Genomic DNA, 20,091 nt, shown 5'->3' with positions numbered 1-20,091 from the left:
CGTCAACGCCCTCGGCAAATGGGACGCGACGTGCTCCCGTCACTACGCACGGGGATCCGACGAGCTACGACGACGACGCCGGCTCACGCTCCGCGGCGTCCTCCGACACCAGTGCCTCGTGGATCTCGTCACGGATGTCGAGGAACTGCGGGCTGCGCTTGATCGACGGGCCGAGCCCGGGCTCGAACGGCAGCTGCACCTCGTCGACGATCCGCCCCGGATGGGCGTGCATCACGTAGACCCGGCGCGACAGGTACACGGCCTCGTCCACGTCGTGGGTGACCATCAGGATCGTCGCACCCGTGCGGTGCCACACCGACCGCAGGAACTCGTGCATCGACAGGCGGGTCTGGGCGTCGAGCGCCCCGAACGGCTCGTCCAGCAGCAGCACGTCGGGCTCGGGAGCCAGGGCGCGGGCGATCGCCACCCGCTGGCGCATGCCGCCCGACAGCTCCCGGGGCAGGCGGCCGGCGTGCTCGGCGAGCCCCATGACGCCCAGCAGCTCGGCCACCCGCTGCGAGCGGCGACCCGACGGCACGCCGGCCAGCTTCAGCCCGAAGTTGATGTTGCCGGCCACCGTCAGCCACGGGAACAGCGAGTACCCCTGGAAGATCATCCCCCGGTCCGGCCCCGGGCCGATCACGGGCTCGCCGTCGACCAGCACCTCGCCGCCGTCGGCACGCTCCAGGCCGCCGACGATCCGCAGCAGCGTCGACTTCCCGCACCCCGAGGTGCCGATCAGCGAGACGAGCTCGCCCTCGTCGACGTGCAGGTCGACACCGCCCAGAGCCTCCACCGGGGGCGCCTTGCGCCGGCCGGGGAAGGTCTTCGTCAGCCCGGTGATCTCGAGCTTCCGCATGGCGCCGGTCATGGCCGGGCCCACGGGGACGAGAGGTTGCGCAACCAGCGCAACGCCAGGTCGGTCACCACACCGACCACGCCGAACACCAGCAGCACGGCGAACATCGTGTCGTAGTTCTTGAACCGCTGCGCCTTGATGATCCGGAACGCCAGGCCCTCGTTGGCGGCCAGCAGCTCGGACACCACCAGCATCAGCCAGGCGGCGGCCAGGTTGATCCGCGCCACGTCGATGATCCCGGGCAGGGAGTGCCGGAACACGATCCTCCCCAGCACCGTCGTCCGCCGGGCACCCAGCGTGTAGCTGGCCTCGATCAGCTCGCGGGGCACGGCCCGGGCGACGTCGCCCACCATCAGGACGTTGAAGAACACCGTGCCCAGCACGATCAGCGTGATCTTGGGGCTCTCGTCGATCCCCAGCCACGACATCATCAACGGGGTCAGGGCGGCCGCGGGGACGTAGCGCATGAAGGCGATCGGGGCCTCGAACGTCGCCTCGACGGCCAGCAGCGAACCCATGGCGACACCCAGCACGATGCCGATCGCCATCGAGATCGAGTAGCCGTAGAGGATGCGCTCCCCCGACGCCGTGAGGTCGCTCCACAGGAGCCCGTCGGTCCACAGCTCGCGCAGCGCCGTCCAGGTGTCGCCCGGCGACGGGACGATGACGGTCCGGCTGGGCCGGCTCGCCGCCCACAGCCACAGGGCGAAGACCGCCGCCAGGCCCAGGGCGGCGAGCAGCCAGCGGACGTAGCCGGGCAGCTGGCTCCGCAGCTCCAGCAGCAGGATCGGCCGCCGGCCCCGCCCCTTGCCTCTCCCTCTACCGGCGGGGGCAGGCGACGGCCGCGACGCTGCTGGTGCAGACGTCGCGGCCGCTGTACCCGCCGAGGCTGCCGAGCCCGTCGGCATGGGCGCCGCCCCCGAGGTGGTGGACGAACGACCGATCTCAGTCACCGTTCCGGTCGATGTAGTCCTGGGTGAAGGAGGGGTCGAGCAGGTCGTCGAGCGGCGGGGCCTCCTCGGCGAGCCCGGCGGTGACCAGGAACTCGCTGATCTGCTCGGCCATCGGCGCCAGGCCCTCGGGAGCCTCCTCGCCCTCGAAGGCCGCCAGGGCCTCCTCGGCGCTGAAGAGCTTCGTGCCGGCCTCGAGCGACTCGTACTCCTCCGGCGAGATCTCGGCGACGCCCGCCATGATCTCCCGGGCCTCCTCCGGGTTCTCCTCCATGTAGTCGAGCGTGGCGTACCAGGCGTCGACCAGCTTCTGGACGTCCTCGGGCCGGTCCTCGACCATCTCGGGTGTGACGACCAGGTGGTCGGGGATGGTGCCGGGGAAGTCGGACGAGTCGAACAGCACGTGGGAGCCGGGCCGCTCCAGGGCGGTCAGCGTGAACGGGGCGAACACGCCCACCGCGTCGAACTCCCCGTTGGCGAAGCCGGTGGCGGCGGCATCGGTGAGCACGCCGCGGAAGTCGACGTCCGCCTCGGTGAGGCCCTCTTCGGCGAGGCCCTGCAGCAGCAGGAAGTGGTCGACCACGCCCAGCTCGGCGGCGACGGTCTTGCCCTCCAGGTCGGCGATGCTCGTGATCGACTCGTCGACGATGATGGCGTCGTTGCCGGCCGAGTTGTCGTTGGTGATCACGATCCGCTGGTCGCTGCCCGCGGACACCGACACGAGCGTGTCGTTGAGGGTCTGGCTGTTGGCGTCGATCTCGCCGGTCGCCATGGCTTCCAGCGAGGTCAGGTAGTCGGCGAAGAACGTCAGGTCGACCTCGAGGCCGACCTCGTCGAAGATGCCCGCCTCCTCGGTGACGGCCCACGGGAACCACCCCGGCCAGGCGCTGTAGCCCAGGGTGATGGGTTCACCGCTGCTCGACTCCGCCGGCTCACTGCCGCTACCGCTGCCGGTCTCGGCGTCGTCGTCGTCACCACAGGCGGAGACGGCGATGAGCAGTGGGACAAGCGGTAGCCAGGCCCAACGGGATCGGGTCTTACTCGGCACGGATCGACTCCTCCAGCAATGCGTCCAGTTCGCGGCCACGACCGTAGGGGACGCGGCATTTCTGTCGAATGTCCTTAGAAACAACAGCGTGTGGCTAGTAGCTGACGCGTTGATGACCAAGGGCCCCAACAGGCAGGACCGTACGTCAAATGGAGAGCGCGCGGGAGCGCACCGCATCTACCGAGGCTGTTCGCACCAGCAGATGGCGCAGCGCCGCCTCGGCCGCCTGGTCGGCGATCTCCTCGGGCGAGTAGTCGCCGAGCGCCGGGTCGGCCCGACCGGCCAGCCGACGCCCCGCCACCGGCCGGTACCAGTTCTGCGTGGCCTCGTCGTTGGCGAGCACCATCAGCGCCGCCAGCCGCGGGTCGACCTCACGCAGCTCGCCCGCGGCGATGCCCTCGGCGATCAGCGCCTCGACCTCGTCGTTGAGGTGCTGGCGCTCCACCCAGTAGCCGTCGAACTCCTCGGGGTTGCCGGCGGAGAGCCGGTGTACCTCGTTGATGTCGAACGGGAAGGCGCAGAGGGCGAGAACATCCTGGTGGACGAGCCAAAAGAGACGCACGGCCACCGGGCCCTCGGTGTTGCGGGCCCGCTCGACGATCGACAGCGGGATGCGGTTGACGTCGGCCAGGATGTGCCGCAGCACGTCGAGCTTGGAGCGGAAGTAGTAGTAGAGCGAGGGCTGTTGGAGGCCGGCGCGCTCGGCGATCTCGGCCATGGTCACGCTGTGGACCCCACGGGCGCCGAACAGCTCGGCGGCGGCGCGGACGATGTCGCCGCGGGCGTCGCTGTCGTCGCCCTGACGGGGTCGCGTCCGCGGTCGACCCGGCCGGCGGACGGCCGGCGGCGGAGTCGTACCGGAGGCGGGCAAACGGCGCGGCACGCCGGCGACTGTACCTTTCGCCCGGGATTTCCTCGCCGTCGGTGGCGCACGTTTCCGCGGTGTGAAAACTCGACGCGGGACGTTGACGAGGCGTCCTCGCAGGGCCATCCTCGGACGGGTTTCCGAATGTCAGTAGAAAACCTGAACGAGGCTGGGGGCTGGATGGACACGCCGACGTCGGACAGCGGAACGGGCACCGTGCTCGGAGCCCGGGACCACGCCCGGGCCCAGGCCGCCAGCGCCGCGGCGGCCGCGATGACCACGCAGCCGACCATCCCGGCGTCGACCGCCACCGACCTGCCGCCCGGCGTCGAGGCGTCCTCCGTCGTGTGGGACGAGACGCTGGCGCTGGGCGGCTACGCCAGCCGGGTGATCCGGCGGGGCACGCACCTGCAGCTCACGGATGTCGACGGCGACACCAACGTCAACCTGGTGCTCCACCACGCGGCCCGGCCGATCGAGCGCCTCAACGTGGCCGACACCGTCAAGCTCCAGTGGAACGCCTACCTGGGGGCGGGGGCGCTGCTGCTGTCCGACATGGGGCGGGTCCTGTGCTCGATCCTGCCGGACAGCACGGGGGCGCTCGACCTGCTGTGCGGCGCGTCGACCCGGCGGGCCGTCGCGGAGCGGTACGGCGGGAGCGGCAACCACTCCCCCACGCCCAGCGGGCGCGACCGGCTGCTGCTGGGGCTGGCCAAGCACGGGCTCACCCGGCGCGACCTGCCCCCCAGCGCCAACCTGTTCCGCTCCGTGCGGGTCGACGCCGACGGCGGGCTGGCGTTGACCCCCTCGGGGCCGCCGGGTGCGCACCTCACCCTGCGCGCCGAGCTCGACGTGCTGGTCACCGTCGCCGTCACGCCCCACCCGCTCGACGAGCGGCCGGCGTACACGGGCGGCGAGGTGCGGCTCACGGGGTGGTCGGGGGCGGCGGCCGGCCCCGACCACCCCGCCCGCACCGCGTCACCCGAGGCGCAGCGGGCGTTCGAGAACACCGACGACGTGCTGCTCACGCTCTCGTCGTCCGGCGCCGCCAGCGGGGCGGTGGCACCGTGACCGGCTCGGTGATCCTCGACGAGGTCGTGCCCGCCCGGGCGCCGTGGTCGCGTCGCCTGGAGACCGGCGACACCCTGCGCATCGTCGACCTCGAAGGCAACCAGGCCGTCGACTTCATCGTCTACGACGCCGTCGATCCCGACCTGCGGTACGACGCCTCGGTCACCATCGCCGCCCAGCGCAACATCTTCCTCACCACCGGCTCCGTGCTGCGCGACGGCGAGGGAGAACCGCTGCTCACGGTCGTCGACGACGTCGTGGGGCGCCACGACACCATCGGCGGCGCCTGCTCGTGCGAGTCGAACACCGTGCGCTACGGGCACCACACCAAGCACCAGCACGCCTGCATCGACAACTTCCTCACCGCCCTGGCGCCCTACGGGCGGGGCAAGCGCGACATGGTCAGCAACGTCAACTGGTTCATGAACGTGCCGGTGGAGGCCGACGGTTCGCTCGGCATCGTCGACGGGCTCTCCGCACCCGGGAAGTACGTGGAGCTGCGGGCCGAGCGACCCGTGCTCGTCGCCGTCTCCAACTGCCCGCAGATCAACAACCCCTGCAACGACTTCAACCCCACCCCGATCCGGGTCGTGGTGTCTCGTTGAGCGGGCGCCGCCCATTGCCGCCGTTCGAGCGGGTGTTGGTGGCGAACCGGGGGGAGATCGCCTGTCGCATCATCCGCACGCTGCACGACCTGGGCTGCGAGGCGGTGGCCGTCCACTCCGACGCCGACCGGGGCGCGGCCCACGTGCGCATGGCCGACCAGGCGGTGCGGCTCGGGCCGGCGGCGGCCGACGACTCGTACCTGCAGGCGGCGCGCATCGTCGACGCGGCGGTGGCGACGGGCGCCGGTGCCATCCACCCGGGCTACGGGTTCCTGTCGGAGCGGGCCGACTTCGCCGAGCTGGCCGAGGCCGCGGGGGTCGCGTTCGTCGGACCGACGCCGGACCAGCTGCGGCAGTTCGGGGAGAAGCACCTGGCCCGGGAGGTCGCCCGGTCGGTGGGCGTGCCGCTGCTGCCGGGGACGGAGCTGCTGGCGTCGGTCTCGGCGGCGGTGGAGGCGGCGGAGTCGATCGGCTACCCGGTGATGCTGAAGTCGAGCGCCGGTGGGGGCGGCATCGGGCTGCGGGTGTGCCGTTCGGCGGACGATCTGGAGGCCGCGTTCGACCAGGTGACGCACCTCGCGTCCGCCAACTTCGGGTCGGCCGACGTGTACCTGGAGCGGTTCCTGCCCCGGGCCCGCCACGTCGAGGTGCAGGTGTTCGGCGACGGGCAGGGCGCGGTGCTGACGTTGGGCGAGCGGGACTGCTCGGTGCAGCGGCGCAACCAGAAGGTGGTGGAAGAGACGCCCGCCGTCGGGCTGGCGCCGGCGACGCGGGCGGCGCTGGTGGCCGATGCCCGGGCGCTGGCCGCCGCGGTCGGCTACCGGTCGGCCGGGACCGTGGAGTTCGTGGTCGACGCCGACTCCGGGGAGCACCACTTCCTGGAGGTGAACACCCGGCTGCAGGTGGAGCACGGCGTGACCGAGCTGACCCACGACGTCGACCTGGTGGCGTGGATGGTGCGGCTAGCCGCCGGCGACCGGGGGATGTTCTCGTCGCCGGTGCCGGTCGGGACCGGGCACGCCGTCGAGGCCCGGGTGTACGCCGAGAACCCGGCCCGGGAGTTCCAGCCCAGCCCGGGTCGACTGACCCACGTGCGGCTCCCGTCGGGTGACGGCGTGCGCTGCGACGGGTGGGTGGAGGCGGGCACCGAGGTCACTCCCTGGTACGACCCGCTGCTGCTGAAGGTGCTCGCGCACGGCCCGGATCGCTCGGCGGCGCTGGCCCGGCTCGACGGGGCGCTGGCGGAGCTGCAGCTCGACGGCATCGAGACCAACGTCGAGCACCTGCAGGCGATCCTCGCCGATCCGCGGTTCGTGGCGGGGCGTGCCACCACGGCGCTGCTGGCCGACCTGCCCTTTCGTCCCTACGCGGTCGAGGTGGGGGCGACCGGGAGCGAGTCGGGCGGGCGGTCGCTGGTCGTGTCGTACCCCGGACGGCGGGGCTACTGGTCGGTCGGGGTGCCGCCCAGCGGGCCGATGGACGACTGGTCGTTCCGCCTGGGCAACCAGCTGCTCGGCAACCGGCCGGATGCCGCCGGCCTGGAGTGCTCCGTCGCCGGCCCGACCCTGCTGTTCCACCGCCCGGCCGTCGTCTGCCTCATGGGTGCCGACATGTCGGCCCAGCTCGAAGTTGCGACAGGAGACGCCCGAAACGGGCCGGTTCTGTCGCAGTTTCGGCCGATCGAGGTGCCGGCCGGCGCGACGCTGCGGTTGGGTCGCATCGTCGGTGCCGGGGCGCGGGCGTACCTGACCGTGCGGGGCGGGCTGGCCGTCCCGGAGGTGCTGGGCAGCCGCACCACGTTCGACCTGGGGGGCTTCGGCGGCCTGGCCGGACGGGAGCTGCAGCCGGGCGACCTGCTGCGGATCGACCCGGAGCCCGTCGCCCCTGTCGTTGCCGCGGGACTCCCGGCGGAGGTGGCCCCCGAGCTGACCGACCGCTGGTCGCTGGCGGTGCTCGACGGTCCCCACGCCGCACCCGAGTACCTCACCGACGACGACGTCGAGCTGCTGTACGGCACCGACTGGGAGGTCCACTACAACTCGGCGCGGACCGGCGTGCGGCTGGTGGGGCCGCGGCTGTCGTGGGCCCGACCCGACGGCGGCGAGGCCGGGCTGCACCCGTCGAACATCCACGACAACGCCTACGCCGTCGGCACCGTCGACTTCACCGGCGACATGCCGGTCATCCTCGGCCCCGACGGCCCCAGCCTCGGCGGCTTCGTGTGTCCCGCCACGGTCGTCGACGCCGACCTGTGGAAGATCGGCCAGCTCCGGGCGGGCGACAAGGTGCGCCTCGTGCCCGTGACGGTCGCAGCGGCCGAGGCGGGACGGAGGGCTCAGGACGCGATCCTCGCGGCGCCGGCGGGCGGCGCCGCGGGGATCGAACCCCTCCCTGCCCTCGCTCGACGGACCGGCCCGGCAGTGACCGTCCTCGGTCGGACGGAGCCGACCGCCCGGCCCCCGCTCACCTTCCGACGCAGCGGCGACCGCCACCTGCTGGTCGAGGTCGGGCTGCCCGTGCTCGACCTCGACTTGCGGGTGCGCGTCCACCAGCTGGCCGCCTGGTTCGCCGCCGAGCAGGTCGCCGGTGTGGTCGACCTGACGCCGGGGATCCGCTCGCTGCAGGTGCAGGTGGACGGGCACGACCTCACCGTCGAGCAGGCCATCGACCTGGTCAGGCGGGCCGATAGCGAGCTGCCCGGCGTCGACGACGTGGTGCTGCCCAGCCGGGTGGTCCACCTGCCGCTGTCGTGGGACGACCCCGCCGTGCGCAAGGCCATCGACATCTACATGCGCTCGGTGCGACCCGACGCGCCCTGGTGCCCCAGCAACCTGGAGTTCATCCGGCGGGTCAACGGGCTCGACTCGATCGACGACGTGCGGGCCATCGCGTTCGCCGCCGACTACGTGGTCTACGGCCTGGGCGACGTCTACCTGGGCGCCCCGGTCGCCACGCCGCTCGACCCGCGGCACCGCCTGGTCACCACCAAGTACAACCCGGCCCGCACCTGGACGCCGGAGAACGCCGTCGGCATCGGCGGCGCGTACCTGTGCGTCTACGGGATGGAGGGGCCGGGCGGCTACCAGTTCATCGGCCGCACCACCCAGATGTGGCGTCGCTGGCCGGCCGAGGGGGAGACGCCCTGGCTGCTGCGGTTCTTCGACCGGCTGCGCTTCTACCCGGTGGAGGCCGACGAGCTGCTGGAGCTACGGGCCGAGCGCGACGCCGGGCGCTGGTCGCCGGAGATCACCGACGGCACCTTGTCGATCGCCGAGCACCACGGCTTCCTGGCCGCAGAGGCCGAGGGCATCGCCGCCTTCGGGGCCCACCAGCGGGCCGCGTTCGGCGCCGAGCGGGAGGCCTGGGAGGCGCGGGGCGAGCTGGCGGCGGCCGACGCGATCGAGCGGAGCATGCTGGAGGCGCCGGCTGCGGGGCCCGAGGTGGAGGTGCCCGACGGGGCGTGGGCGGTCACGGCGCCGTTGGCGGCGCGGGTGTGGTCGGTGGCCGTGAAGGAGGGCGACCGCCTGGAGGCCGGCGACACGATGGTGGTGCTGGAGGCGATGAAGACCGAGACCGTGCTGCGGGCGCCCGAGGCGGCGACGGTGGTCCGGCTGGCGTGCGAGCCCGGCGAGCTGGTGGCCCCGGGCCGGATCCTGGCGGTGGTGATGCCCCGATGAGCGTGAGCCCCTCGCCGACGCCGACGGAGGCGGTCGCCGAGGCGTACTCGCGGATGGCGGCCGGGCAGGAGGCGGCGTGGATCTGCGTGGTGCCGGTCGAGGACGCGCGGGCCCGGGCCCGGGCGCTGGAGGACGAGGGGCCGCGGGGTCGTCCCCTGTGGGGCACGACGTTCGCGGTCAAGGACAACATCGACGTCGCCGGCATGACCACCACCGCGGCCTGCCCGGCGTTCGCCTACGTCGCCTCGACGACGGCGCCCGCCGTCCAACGGTTGCTCGACGCGGGGGCGGTGCTGATCGGCAAGACCAACCTCGACCAGTTCGCCACCGGCCTGGTGGGCACCCGGTCGCCGTACGGGGTGTGCCACAGCGTGCTCGACCCCGCGTCGATCTCGGGCGGGTCGAGCTCGGGGTCGGCGGTGGCCGTCGCGGAGGGCGTGGTGCGCTTCGCCCTGGGTACCGACACCGCGGGGTCGGGCCGGGTGCCGGCCGCGTGCAACGGCATCGTCGGGCTCAAGCCCTCCCGGGGCCTGGTCAGCATCGACGGGGTCGTCCCTGCCTGCCGCTCGATCGACTGCGTCTCGATCTTCACCCGCACGGTCGCCGACGCGGCGTCGGTCCTCTCTGTCCTCTCCGCGGTCACGACGACCTCGCCCGGTTCGTCGACCCCTCGGCTCGGCGTCCCCCCGGCCGACTCCTGGGGCCTCGCCCCGGTCCAGGCCGCGGCCTTCGCCCAGGCCGTGACCGCGCTCGGGTCGGAGGCCGTCGAGGTCGACCTGACGCCGTTCCTGGAGGCCGGCGAGCTGCTGTACGGCCCCGCCCTGGTCGCCGAGCGGCTGACCACGATCGGTCCGTTGCTGGCCGAGGACCCCGACGCGATCCACCCTGTCGTCCGTCAGGTGGTCGAGCGCGGCCTGGCCGCAACCGCGGCCGAGGTGTTCGCCGCCCAGCACCGGGTGGCCGACCGGGCCCGGGCCTTCGCCCCGGTGTGGGACGACGTCGACGCCCTCGTCCTCCCCACGGTCCCCGACATCCCCACGCTGGCCGCCGTCGAGGCCGACCCGGTCGGCGCCAACACCGCCCTCGGGCGCTGGACCAACGGCGTCAACCTGCTCGACCTGTGCGCGGTGTCGGTCCCCGCCGGCACCCGACCCGACGGGCTCCCCGGGAGCGTGACCGTCGTCGGTCCCTCGGGAGCGGACGCCGCGGTCGCCGCCATCGCCGCCCGGATCGCCCGGCCCCGGGTGTCACTGGCGGTCGTCGGCGCCCACCTCACGGGCCTCCCGCTCAACCACCAGCTCACCGACCGGGCCGCCTACCTGGAGCGGACCACCCGCACCGGCCCCGCCTACCGGCTGTTCGCCCTCGACACCGTGCCACCCAAGCCCGGCATGGTGCGGGTGGCCTCGGGCGTGGTCGGGGCGGCGGTCGAGGCCGAGGTGTGGTCGCTCGACGTCGAGGCGTTCGGGTCGTTCGTGGCCGAGGTGCCGCCGCCGCTGTCGATCGGCAGCGTCGAGCTGGAGGACGGGAGCGTCGTGAAGGGGTTCCTGTGCGAGCCCGCCGCCCTCACCACGGCCGAGGACATCACCGCCCACGCCTCCTGGCGGTCCTGGCTCTCCCGGTAGCCACCCGGCCACTCCGGCAACCTCGGCAAATTGCGTTCGAAAACCCGCATAGAGCGGGCTGATCGACGCAATTTCAGCGGGGGGCGAGGTCGCGGATGGCCTGGCGCTGGTCGTAGCCGAAGGGCAGCAGCGCCAGGGCCGGGGTGGTGATCCCGTTGTCGACGTAGCGCTGGATGTGCTCCCGGCAGGCCTCGGGCTTGCCCCACACGATGAGGTCGTCGACCACCTGGTCGGGGATCGCCTCGAGCGCGGCCTTGCGGTCGCCCTCCTTCCACAGCCGCCACATGTCGCCGAGGACGTCCTCCCGGCCCAGCCACTGGTGGAACGCCGCGTACACGGGGACGTTGAGGTAGGCGGCGATGGCGAAGCGGCCCATCGAGCGGACGGTGTCGGCGTCGTCGGTCGGGGCGACGAAGATCCTGGCCACGACCTCCCGTGGTGCGGCGCCCTCGGGTGCGGCGGCGTGGACGATCGGCGCCACGGTGGCCACGTCGTCGGCCGAGAGCCAGTTGACGATGGCCCCGTCGCCCTCCCGCCCGGCCAGCCGCAGCATGCCCTCGCGCAGCGCCGCCACCAGGATCGGGACGGGCTCCGGCGGGACCACGCCGAGGCGGAAGCCGCGCACCTTGAAGGTCTCGTACTCCTCCGTCACCTTGCCGCCGGCGAGCGCGGCCCGCAGGAAGCGGACGACGTCACGGGTGCGCTGGTAGGGCTGCTCGAAGGGGATGCCGTTCCAGCCCTCGACGATCACGTTGGACGAGGTGCCGACGCCGAGGGCGAAGCGGCCCGGCGCGGCCTGCGCCAGCGACCCGACGCTCTGCGCCAGGCAACCCGGGCCGCGGGTGTAGGCGGGCACGATGGCGGTGCCGAGGCGCAGGCTGGGTGCCCACACCGAGGCCAGCGTCAGGGGCGTGAAGGCGTCGGCGCCGTTGGCCTCCGACGACCACACATCCGTGTAGCCGAGGTCGGCCAGCTCCACGATCCAGTCACGCTGCTCCCCGAGGGGCACGCCGTCGAACGGGATGGTCATGCCGAAGCGCTCCATGCCCGGATGCTGGCACACCATCCCCCCGCCCACCCGATCCACCCATCAGGCCCAGCGCCCGAGCTGCCCCGACTCGACCAACCGTCGTGCGGCGTCGAGCATCTCCCCGGCGACGGCGAGGCAGGCCACCGCGTCCTCGGCGGTGACGGTGGGACTGTCCGGGTCCGGGTACTCGGTGGCGTTGCGCTGGCGGCGCAGGCGCGACAACCGACCGAACACCGGCATGCCGTTGGGGCCGGCGAACTGGTCCCGTACCGCCTCCTGGACCGCGACGTGCCCGCCGTGCGTCGTCGCCCGGAGGCCCTGTACGGCCAGGAGCGCCGCGCACGACTTGCGGGCCGCGTCGTAGCCGAGCTGGAAGGCGCCGTCCGGGTCCTCGTCGACACCCTTGCCCGCCAGGGCGATGTGCGCGGTCGCGGCCGCCAACAGTCGCTCGGCGGTCGGCAGGGACGGCTCCACCGTCTCGAGCTCGCCGCTCTCGAGCATCCGTTCGACGGCGAGGCGGCCCCGCTGCCAGGCCGGCATCAGGCGTCCTCGCCCTCATCTGGACCGACGATCTGGAGGAGGGGGCGTGACCGCAGCTCGGCCACGAAGGAGTCCTCGCCCTTGCCCTTCGCGTCCCACTGCGCCGGGCTGCGGACGGTCATCTGCACGGGCAACCCGAGGAGCGCCTCGGCCCGCTCGGCGGCGTCGTAGAGCTGGTCACGGTCCGGCCGCCCGACGACGAGCACGTCGATGTCGTTCGGCCAGCGACCGGGTGTCCCCAGGTAGCGAGCCGCCCACGACCCGAAGATGTAGGCCTCCTCGATGCCCTCGACGTCGGCCAGGACGTCGGCGACGACCACCGGCGGACCGAACGAGGCCAGCACGATCTGGGCCAGCGGCGCGTACAGGGGATGGGTCGGGTTGGCCCGGACCAGCCGGTTCTGCCCCAGCCGTCGAGTGGTGACGATGCCCGTCGTCTCGGCCCGCTCCACCTCCCGCAGCGCGGTCGTGTGGGACGTGTCGGCCTGACGTGCCAGGTCGGCCAGCGAGTGCTCGGCGTCGGGATCCATCATGACCGCGGCGAAGATCCTCCCCTGCACGTCCGACCGGAGGATCGGCGCGAGCGACGACCAAGTCCTCTTCATCAAACGATGAGTATTGCACGTTTAATGAACAACTGCTACTCGTGGACACGGACGATGGCGGACTGGCTGGCGGTGGCGAGGAGGGTGTCGTCCTCGGACCAGAGGTGGACGACGCCGTGGCCGATGCCGTTGGCTACGCCGTGGATGCGGATGTCGAGCAGCACCCACTCGGTGGGCACCAGCCGGTAGACCCGCAGGGTGTTGTCGAGGCTGTTGCCACCGCCGGGGCGGCCCAGCGCCTGGCGGATGCCGAACGGCACGTAGTCGCCGAGGACGGCCAGGCCGGCGCCCGAGGAGAGGTCCAGGCCATCGGGGGTGCGGGCCCACAGCGTGGAGCGGCCGTCGGGCATCGGCTGGCCCTCGATGTCGTCCCAGTCGTGGGCGCGGGCCAGGCGCACGTCGAGGCGCTTCCTGATCGACTCGACGTCGTCGTCGGGCAACGAGCGGTGACGGCACTGGTCGGGTCGCGGCACGTCGGGCGGGTCCACCCAGATGCCCTCGGCGTCGAGGTGGCGGGCGCCGAGCGCGGCGTTGACCGTGACGATCTCGGTCTCGCCCACGTGGCCGACCGCCCGGGCCTGGGTGATGGTCTTGCCCCCCACGGCGATGGTCACGTCGACGTCGAGCATGGCGGGGACGTGGGCGTAGGAGAGGTATTGCGCGGTCGCCCAGATGACGGGCCGCCCGGTGGCATCCTCCATGGCGGCGATGGCGGCGCCGAGCGCGCACCCGCCGAAGAGGAACCCCTGGCCGGTCGAGATGCCGGGCACGACCGGCAGCACGAAGCGCATGGGGTTGTGGGTGGCCTGCAGTCCGAGCCAGTCGCGGGGGTCCATTTCGGGCCAGACTACGGCCATGACGGACAAGCCTTGGTTGGGGGATGCCTGCTCGTTGGTCGACGCCTTCCGCTCGGGAGAGCGCTCGCCGTCGGAGGAGGTCGAGGCCGTTCTGGGGGCGATCGGGGCCAGCGATCTCAACGCCTTCTGCTTCACCGACGACGAGGGCGTTCGGGCGGAGGCGGCCGCCGCCGACGTGTCGCTGGCGTTCGGGGGCGTGCCGATCGGGGTCAAGGAGCTCGACAAGGTGACCGGCTGGCCGTCGACCGAGGCGAGCCTGGCCTTCGCCGACCGGGTGGCGACCGAGACCAGCACGATGGTGCAGCGGCTGGAGGGCGCGGGGGTCGCCAAGGTGGGGTTGACCACGGCGAGCGAGTTCGGCGGCCTCAACATCAGCATCACCAAGGCCCACGGCATCACCCACAACCCCTGGCAGCAGGGCCGGACGACGGGCGGGTCGTCGGCGGGGTCGGCGGCCGCGGTCGCCGGTGGCCTGGTGCCGATCGCCAGTGGCGGCGACGGCGGCGGTTCCATCCGCATCCCGGCGGGGTTCTGCGGGCTGGTGGGGATGAAGGGCACGGCCGGCCGCATCCCGCGGGGGCCGCACACCGACATCGCGCCGATGACCGTGGTGGTGGGCTGCCTGGCCCGCTCGGTGCGTGACGTGGCCCGCTGGTACGACGTGTGCTCGGGGTTCGACTCCCGTGACCCCTACAGCCTGCCCCGGGTCGACGGCTGGGAGCGTGACCTGGGCAGCCACGACCTCCGGGGCAAGCGGGCGGTGATCGCCCCGACGCTCGGCTCCGCGATCGTGCGGGACGAGGTGCAGGCCGCCGTGGTCGAGGCCGCCGAGGGTTTGGCCCGGGATGCCGGCCTGGTGCTGGTGGACGTGCCGGTGGAGCTGCCCGGCCTGGGCCTGGAGTGGGCGATGGCCAACCTGGCGCAGCTGCGCCGGACGCTGGGCGACCTCTGGCCCGCCTGCAAGGACGACCTCACCGAGCAGATGGCGTTCGGGGTGGAGCTGGCCGGGCAGGTCTACGACCTGGAGATGGCGGGGCGGGTAGAGGCCCAGCGCACCGAGGCGAACGAGCGGATGGCCGACCTTTTGGACCAGGTCGACTTCGTGTTCTGCGCCACGAACCCCGATGTCGCCTTCCCGGCGCACGTCACGATGAACACCCGGGTGGGCACCGAGAACGTGGGGCCGGCGAACAACGGCGCCCTCACGATCCCGGCCAACGTCGTCGGCAACCCGTCGATCTCGATCCCGATCACGCCGGTGGACGACCTGCCGGTGGGCCTGCAGGTGATGGGCCGCCACCACGAGGACGCGCTGCTCCTGGACCTGGCGCTGCTCCTGGAGCGCACCTGCCCGTGGCCGCTGGTGGCACCCGGCGCTCCGCGGTAGCGAGGCTCGAACGCCCTGGTCACAGGGTTTCTTGAGAATTTCCCGACTTTCTCCGGCCGCCAGGCCCTTCACTGTCACACCCCCTGAGTTGGATGGACACATGAACCGCCAACTCCACCTCCTCCCCCACGACCACAAGTCCGGTCGGCGCCTCAACGAGCAGACCAAGGCCGTCGGCCGCAAGGGCCTTGCCCAGGCACGCGCTGCCCTCATCGCCGGCCGCACGGCCCCCGAGCGGCCCCCTCAGCCGAAACCCCGTCCCACGTCCCACTCGCACCTCCTGGCGGAGCTCCGGCGGTCGGCGGCATGAGCCCGTTCCGCTCCCTGCGCCGTCGGGGCGCCACCGCTTCCCCCATTCTGCGGACCGCGGCCGATACGGTTGCCGGCCGTGAACATCCTCGGCTGGTTGGTCGTCGGGCTCCTGGCTGGTGGCCTGGCACGCATGGTGACAGGCGTCGAGAAGAAGGGCTGTCTCGGCACGATCGTGGTCGGCGTCATCGGAGCGCTGATCGGTGGAGCGCTCTGGCGGCTTGCCACCGGCGACGACACCGAGGCGTTCGACGACTTCCAGTGGCAGTCGATCGCCGTCGCCTTCGTCGGCGCCTGTGCGCTGCTGCTGGTGCTGCAGGCCATCGGTGGCGGCAGCAACGGGCGGTCGGGCCGCCGGTAGTTGCCAGCACTCTCGCTGCGGTGTTCACGAGACGTGCCACCTACTGTGCGGTGATGGCAGACGTCGTCATCATCGAAGCCGTACGCACGCCCGTCGGGCGCCGCGGCGGCGGGTTGTCGGGGGTGCATCCTGGCGACCTGCTGGGCGCGGCGCTCACCGAGCTGGTCCAACGATCGGGCATCGACCCGTCCGAGGTCGGTCAGGTGGTGACCGGCTGCGTGAGCCAGGTGGGCGAGCAGTCCTTCAACATCGGCCGCACGGCCTGGCTGGCGGCCGGGCTGCCCCAGTCGGTCGCCGCCACCACGGTCGACACGCAGTGCGGCTCGTCGCAGCAGGCCACCAACCTGGCCACGGCGCTGGTCGCCGCCGGGGTGGTCGACGTGGCCGTGGCCTGCGGGGTCGAGGTGATGTCCCGGGTGCCGATCGGCTCGAACTCGTCGAAGAAGCTCGGTCTCGGGGTGCCGATCCCGAAGACGTACTTCGAGCAGTACGAGTTCACGTCGCAGTTCGAGGGCGCCGAGCGCATCGCCACGAAGTGGGGCATCAGCCGCTCCGACACCGACGAGTTCGGCCTCCAGTCGCAGCAGCGGGCGGCCCGGGCCTGGGACGAGCGGCGGTTCGACACCCAGGTGGTGCCGGTGGAGGCGCCCGAGCTCGACGGTGAGGGCACGCCGACCGGAGCCACCCGCACGATCGCCCGCGACGAGGGCCTGCGGGACACCACCCTGGAGGCGCTGGCCGGGCTCAAGCCGGTGGCGCGGCCCGACGGCGTGCACACGGCCGGCACGTCCTCGCAGATCAGCGACGGTGCCGCCGCAGTGCTGCTGACCACCGCCGACAAGGCGAAGGCGCTGGGGTTGACGCCGAAGGCCCGGGTGCTCGACACCTGCCTCGTCGGGGTCGACCCGGTGCTCATGCTCACCGGCCCGATCGACGCCACCCGCCACATGCTCGCCCGCACGGGCATGTCGCTCGCCGACATCGACCTGGTGGAGATCAACGAGGCCTTCGCCTCCGTCGTGCTCGCCTGGCAGCGCGAGCTCGACGCCGACCCGGAGACCACGAACCCGAACGGCGGGGCGATCGCCATGGGGCATCCGCTCGGCGGCACGGGAGCGGTGCTGATGACCAAGGCGCTCCACGAGCTGGAGCGCACCGACAGGTCGACCGCCCTGGTCACGATGTGCTGCGGCGGTGGGCTGGGCACCGGGACCATCTTCGAGCGAGCGTGACCGATGGCAAGGGCGACGACGACGTACGCCGGCGCGGCGCTCGTCGTCGTCCTTGCCGTGGTGTGCGTCTACCGCTTCGGGACCGGCGGGCGCGAAGCCGGCGGTGACGGGTCGAAGGCAGCCGGCAGCGGGTCGGTCGTCGAGGTGATCGACGGCGACACCCTGGTGGTGCGGCTGGGTGGCAGCGACGAGCACCTGCGGCTGATCGGGATCGACACCCCGGAGAGCGTGGCCACCGACCGGCCCAACGAGTGCTACGGCAAGGAGGCCTCGGCCCGGCTGGCGGCCCTGGTCCCGCCCGGCACCGAGGTGCGGGTCGAGCGAGACGTCGAGCCCCGCGACCGCTACGACCGGCTTCTCGGCTACCTCTACCGGGCCGGCGACGGCCTCTTCGTCAACCAGGACCTGGTGGCCGCCGGTTTCGCGGAAGCGAAGGCCTACCGACCGAACACCACCTTCGAACCGCAGTTCGAAGCCGCCGAGGCACAGGCCCGCAACGCCAGGTCCGGCCTCTGGTCGGCCTGCGGCAGCCCCGACGTCCCCCTCTGAACCCAGAGCCCGAGGCGGTTCGTCCCCGTTCCGCTACCGGCCGGGGGCCGACGGTGGGGCCGGTAGATTGCCGTCCGTGGTGACGCTCGCCGAACGACTGGGATACCGACCCGACGACCGGCTGCTCATCGTCAACTGCGACGACCTCGGCTCGACGCACGCCGCGAACGTCGGCACCTACGAGTCGCTGCGCGACGGGCTCGCCACCAGCGCCTCGCTCATGGTCCCCGCCCCCTGGGCCCGTGATGCCGCGGCCCGCTACCGCGGCGAGGACGTCGGCGTGCACCTGACGCTCAACGCCGAGCTCGACCACTTCCGCTGGGGCCCGATCACCCACGCCCCCTCGCTGCTCGACGGCGACGGCGGCTTCCCCCGCACCCTCGAGGACATCTGGGACCACGCCGACCTCGACGAGGTCCGCCGCGAGCTGCGGGCCCAGGTGGAGCGGGCGATCCTGTGGGGCTTCGACGTCAGCCACCTCGACAGCCACATGGGCACCATGCAGCTCCGGCCCGAGTTCTTCGACGTCTACCTCGACCTCGCCGTGGACTTCGGGCTCCCCGTGCGCCTGTCGGGGGCGTCGACCGAGCGCAACATCGGCTTCCCGTTCCGGCAGCTCGCCGCCGACGAAGGCGTCGTCTTCCCCGATCACCTGCTGCTCATCGCCGGCGGGGTCGGCAGCCGCCGCACCGTCGAGCGGGCGGTGATGGACCTCCGCCCCGGCGTCACCGAGATCCTGGTGCACCCGGCGATCGACACCCCCGAGCTCCGGGCCTGCACCCCCGACTGGGCCCACCGCGTCGACGACCACGACCTGGTCACCCGCGACCGTGCCCTCCGCGCCATGCTCGACCGCGCCGGCGTCGTCCTGATCGGCTACCGCCAACTCCGCGACATCCAACACACCGGCACCTGACACCCCGCCCCACCGCCCCGGTGGAGGCGTCAGCAGCCCGGCGTCGGACCGTTGCCGTTGTCGTTGTCGTTGTCGCCGGGATCGTCGGCGGGGGTGGCGAAGAGCGCGACGCGGAAGTTCTTGGCCTCCAGCCGGGCGGCTCGGCGGATGTCGGACGGGGACGTGGAGGTGGGCGACGTGACGCGGCGGAAGCGGAGAGCGTCGAGCCGGGCGCGGTCGGCTCGGGTCATGTCGTCGACCTCGGCGAGCAGCTCGACGCCGGATGACGACCGGCAGGCGGCGACGGGGTCGTCGGCCACCCCCGGCTGATGGACGGCCAGGGTGAGGGCGACGTCGAACCCGTCGCCCGGCAACCAGCGGTGGGCGCGGCCCCACTTGAGGCTGTCGGCGCCGTCGGACGTCCGCACCCGGTACCCCTCGTCGGCCAGCCACGCCATGACGCCGACCATCTGGCGGCCGACGTCGCCCCGTTCCTCCAGGCGGTACGTGACGTCGTGGCTCAGCTCACCCTCCAGATCCCGCTGCAGCGCGGCCAGGTGGGTGCCGCCGTAGGCCTGGGGTGGGTCCACCCCCGCGGCGATCCTCCAGGACGACGCCGAAGCCACCACCAACGCCAGCCCTGCGGCGACCGGGGCGAGACGGCGGAGCCGGGACCCCGCGACGGCGGACTCGACCGTCCGCCACACCGTCCAGGCGATGGTGAACCAGGCCAGGCCACCCACCACTTTGATCCACTGGGTCAGCCAGGCGTTGGCCGGGAACTCGAACTGGCCGATCGCCGGGATGGCGCCGACGAGCAGGGTCAGCGTCAGCGACGACCAGGCCACCACGTCGGACCACGACTGTCGCCGGCCCCACACGAGGCAGGCCACCAGCAGGGCCACCACCACGAACAGCCAGGCGACCCCCGTGCCCTGCACCGACGCCAGCACCTCGGGCTCCGGGCCGCCGATCCACGGACCGTCGGGCCGGACGTAGCGGCTGAGGAGACCGAACGCGTAGCTGATCCCCATGTTCTCGCCGTCGGAGAGCGTGTCCACGATCTGGACCGGGTTGTGCAGGTCGAACAGGGCGTCGAGCACCGGCGCCACCCACAGGACCGCGACGATTGCCGAGGCCTGGGCGACACGGCGGCGCCACGGCTCGTCGTCCGAACCCCCCGAACCCTCCGAACCCTCCTGCCCCGGCACGCCGAACCGGCGCCACAGCACCAGCCACACCAGCAGGATCAGCAGCAGCGACACGAACGCCAGATGGCTCTGGGCGGCGAACGATGCCGGGACCGCCGCCTCGACCAGTGCGCGCGACCGGCCGAGGCCGGCGTCGAGCACGAGGAAGACCGTCAGCATGAACGGCAGCAGCGGCGCGAACGGGTTCCACATGTCGACCAGCCGCCAGACCCCGATGCCGTGCACCACCAGCCCGACCAGCACCATCGCCCCGACGAGCAGCGGCCAGCCGCCCCGCCGCCACGCCACGGCCGCAACACCGACGATCGAGGCGACGTTGATCGTCGCCGCCGTCCAGAGCAGGGCCCGCGGGTCGCCGCCCGTCAACCGGTAGAGCGGTGCCGCCACCCAGAAGGGCAGCGGACCGGGGTGCGCG

At 72.7% G+C, this 20,091-nt stretch carries 19 protein-coding genes; 10 read left to right on the top strand and 9 right to left on the bottom strand.

The window, feature by feature from the left end; genetic code table 11:
• Positions 1 to 64: 64 nt before the first annotated feature.
• The 4 genes from VK611_17810 to VK611_17795 form a co-directional block, all read right to left on the bottom strand.
• Positions 65 to 859, bottom strand: a complete 795-nt coding sequence (locus VK611_17810; GenBank protein ID HMG43191.1) for an ABC transporter ATP-binding protein — start codon at positions 857 to 859, stop codon at positions 65 to 67.
• Positions 860 to 867: 8 nt separating this feature from the next.
• Positions 868 to 1,812, bottom strand: a complete 945-nt coding sequence (locus VK611_17805) for an ABC transporter permease (GenBank protein HMG43190.1) — start codon at positions 1,810 to 1,812, stop codon at positions 868 to 870.
• A complete protein-coding gene (locus VK611_17800; GenBank protein ID HMG43189.1) occupies positions 1,805 to 2,857 on the bottom strand; it encodes an ABC transporter substrate-binding protein in 1,053 nt (350 codons plus the stop codon). The genes VK611_17805 and VK611_17800 overlap by 8 nt, the downstream gene beginning before the upstream one ends.
• A gap of 145 nt (positions 2,858 to 3,002) precedes the next feature.
• The gene (locus VK611_17795) at positions 3,003 to 3,740 is read right to left on the bottom strand and encodes a TetR/AcrR family transcriptional regulator (GenBank protein ID HMG43188.1); all 738 of its coding nucleotides are present in this window, start codon (positions 3,738 to 3,740) and stop codon (positions 3,003 to 3,005) included.
• Between the two features lie 162 nt (positions 3,741 to 3,902).
• Here VK611_17795 and VK611_17790 point away from each other — a divergent pair, with 162 nt between their 5' ends.
• Genes VK611_17790 through VK611_17775 form a run of 4 tightly spaced genes read left to right on the top strand, consistent with a single transcriptional unit; the run spans position 3,903 to position 10,700 of the window.
• Positions 3,903 to 4,793, top strand: coding sequence for an urea amidolyase associated protein UAAP1 (locus tag VK611_17790; GenBank protein HMG43187.1), 891 nt, complete (start codon positions 3,903 to 3,905; stop codon positions 4,791 to 4,793).
• Complete coding sequence (locus VK611_17785; protein ID HMG43186.1) at positions 4,790 to 5,398, top strand: urea amidolyase associated protein UAAP2; 609 nt, start codon at positions 4,790 to 4,792, stop codon at positions 5,396 to 5,398. Before VK611_17790 ends, VK611_17785 begins: the two co-directional genes overlap by 4 nt.
• A gap of 32 nt (positions 5,399 to 5,430) precedes the next feature.
• Positions 5,431 to 9,075, top strand: a complete 3,645-nt coding sequence (gene uca, locus VK611_17780) for an urea carboxylase (GenBank protein HMG43185.1) — start codon at positions 5,431 to 5,433, stop codon at positions 9,073 to 9,075.
• Positions 9,072 to 10,700: an allophanate hydrolase gene (locus VK611_17775; GenBank protein HMG43184.1), complete on the top strand. Its 1,629-nt coding sequence runs from the start codon at positions 9,072 to 9,074 to the stop codon at positions 10,698 to 10,700. Before uca ends, VK611_17775 begins: the two co-directional genes overlap by 4 nt.
• A gap of 73 nt (positions 10,701 to 10,773) precedes the next feature.
• Here the strand turns inward: VK611_17775 and VK611_17770 are convergent, their stop codons facing one another.
• The 4 genes from VK611_17770 to VK611_17755 are packed head-to-tail and all read right to left on the bottom strand — an operon-like array spanning position 10,774 to position 13,711.
• On the bottom strand, positions 10,774 to 11,745 hold the full coding sequence (locus tag VK611_17770) for an LLM class F420-dependent oxidoreductase (GenBank protein HMG43183.1): 972 nt from the start codon (positions 11,743 to 11,745) through the stop codon (positions 10,774 to 10,776).
• Positions 11,746 to 11,790: 45 nt separating this feature from the next.
• Entirely contained in the window at positions 11,791 to 12,270 is a 480-nt protein-coding gene (locus VK611_17765; GenBank protein ID HMG43182.1) for a hypothetical protein, read from the bottom strand.
• Entirely contained in the window at positions 12,270 to 12,875 is a 606-nt protein-coding gene (locus VK611_17760; protein HMG43181.1) for a hypothetical protein, read from the bottom strand. The genes VK611_17765 and VK611_17760 overlap by 1 nt, the downstream gene beginning before the upstream one ends.
• Positions 12,876 to 12,910: 35 nt before the next feature.
• Complete coding sequence (locus VK611_17755) at positions 12,911 to 13,711, bottom strand: thioesterase family protein (protein HMG43180.1); 801 nt, start codon at positions 13,709 to 13,711, stop codon at positions 12,911 to 12,913.
• Between the two features lie 19 nt (positions 13,712 to 13,730).
• On the opposite strand from VK611_17755, the gene VK611_17750 reads away from it, so the two are divergent.
• The 6 genes from VK611_17750 (at position 13,731) to VK611_17725 (ending at position 18,486) form a co-directional block, all read left to right on the top strand.
• A complete protein-coding gene (locus tag VK611_17750; protein ID HMG43179.1) occupies positions 13,731 to 15,119 on the top strand; it encodes an amidase in 1,389 nt (462 codons plus the stop codon).
• 100 nt (positions 15,120 to 15,219) lie between these two features.
• Complete coding sequence (locus tag VK611_17745) at positions 15,220 to 15,429, top strand: hypothetical protein (GenBank protein ID HMG43178.1); 210 nt, start codon at positions 15,220 to 15,222, stop codon at positions 15,427 to 15,429.
• 78 nt (positions 15,430 to 15,507) lie between these two features.
• A complete protein-coding gene (locus tag VK611_17740; protein HMG43177.1) occupies positions 15,508 to 15,789 on the top strand; it encodes a GlsB/YeaQ/YmgE family stress response membrane protein in 282 nt (93 codons plus the stop codon).
• Between the two features lie 53 nt (positions 15,790 to 15,842).
• The gene (locus VK611_17735; GenBank protein ID HMG43176.1) at positions 15,843 to 17,021 is read left to right on the top strand and encodes a steroid 3-ketoacyl-CoA thiolase; all 1,179 of its coding nucleotides are present in this window, start codon (positions 15,843 to 15,845) and stop codon (positions 17,019 to 17,021) included.
• 3 nt (positions 17,022 to 17,024) lie between these two features.
• Positions 17,025 to 17,570 (top strand): thermonuclease family protein, encoded by a 546-nt coding sequence (locus VK611_17730; protein HMG43175.1) that lies wholly within the window; start codon positions 17,025 to 17,027, stop codon positions 17,568 to 17,570.
• A gap of 76 nt (positions 17,571 to 17,646) precedes the next feature.
• Positions 17,647 to 18,486: a polysaccharide deacetylase family protein gene (locus VK611_17725; protein HMG43174.1), complete on the top strand. Its 840-nt coding sequence runs from the start codon at positions 17,647 to 17,649 to the stop codon at positions 18,484 to 18,486.
• A gap of 29 nt (positions 18,487 to 18,515) precedes the next feature.
• On the opposite strand, the gene VK611_17720 is transcribed toward VK611_17725, so the two are convergent.
• The coding region (locus tag VK611_17720; GenBank protein HMG43173.1) for a hypothetical protein at positions 18,516 to 20,091 on the bottom strand (1,576 nt) is incomplete at its 5' end.

The sequence above is a fragment of the Acidimicrobiales bacterium genome (assembly GCA_035316325.1).
Classification (GTDB): domain Bacteria; phylum Actinomycetota; class Acidimicrobiia; order Acidimicrobiales; family VFJN01; genus DASXTK01.
Note: the sequence above shows the minus strand (reverse complement) of the source record. Positions and strands in the feature narration are given on the sequence as shown.

Bases quoted from the DNA above. Each gene is read 5' to 3' on its own strand.
- VK611_17810 (HMG43191.1), bottom strand. From the start codon at position 859: ATGCGGAAGCTCGAGATCACCGGGCTGACGAAGACCTTCCCCGGCCGG.
- VK611_17790 (HMG43187.1), top strand. From the start codon at position 3,903: ATGGACACGCCGACGTCGGACAGCGGAACGGGCACCGTGCTCGGAGCC.
- VK611_17775 (HMG43184.1), top strand. From the start codon at position 9,072: ATGAGCGTGAGCCCCTCGCCGACGCCGACGGAGGCGGTCGCCGAGGCG.
- VK611_17770 (HMG43183.1), bottom strand. From the start codon at position 11,745: ATGGAGCGCTTCGGCATGACCATCCCGTTCGACGGCGTGCCCCTCGGG.
- VK611_17765 (HMG43182.1), bottom strand. From the start codon at position 12,270: ATGCCGGCCTGGCAGCGGGGCCGCCTCGCCGTCGAACGGATGCTCGAG.
- VK611_17760 (HMG43181.1), bottom strand. From the start codon at position 12,875: ATGAAGAGGACTTGGTCGTCGCTCGCGCCGATCCTCCGGTCGGACGTG.
- VK611_17755 (HMG43180.1), bottom strand. From the start codon at position 13,711: ATGGACCCCCGCGACTGGCTCGGACTGCAGGCCACCCACAACCCCATG.
- VK611_17750 (HMG43179.1), top strand. From the start codon at position 13,731: ATGACGGACAAGCCTTGGTTGGGGGATGCCTGCTCGTTGGTCGACGCC.
- VK611_17745 (HMG43178.1), top strand. From the start codon at position 15,220: ATGAACCGCCAACTCCACCTCCTCCCCCACGACCACAAGTCCGGTCGG.
- VK611_17735 (HMG43176.1), top strand. From the start codon at position 15,843: ATGGCAGACGTCGTCATCATCGAAGCCGTACGCACGCCCGTCGGGCGC.
- VK611_17730 (HMG43175.1), top strand. From the start codon at position 17,025: ATGGCAAGGGCGACGACGACGTACGCCGGCGCGGCGCTCGTCGTCGTC.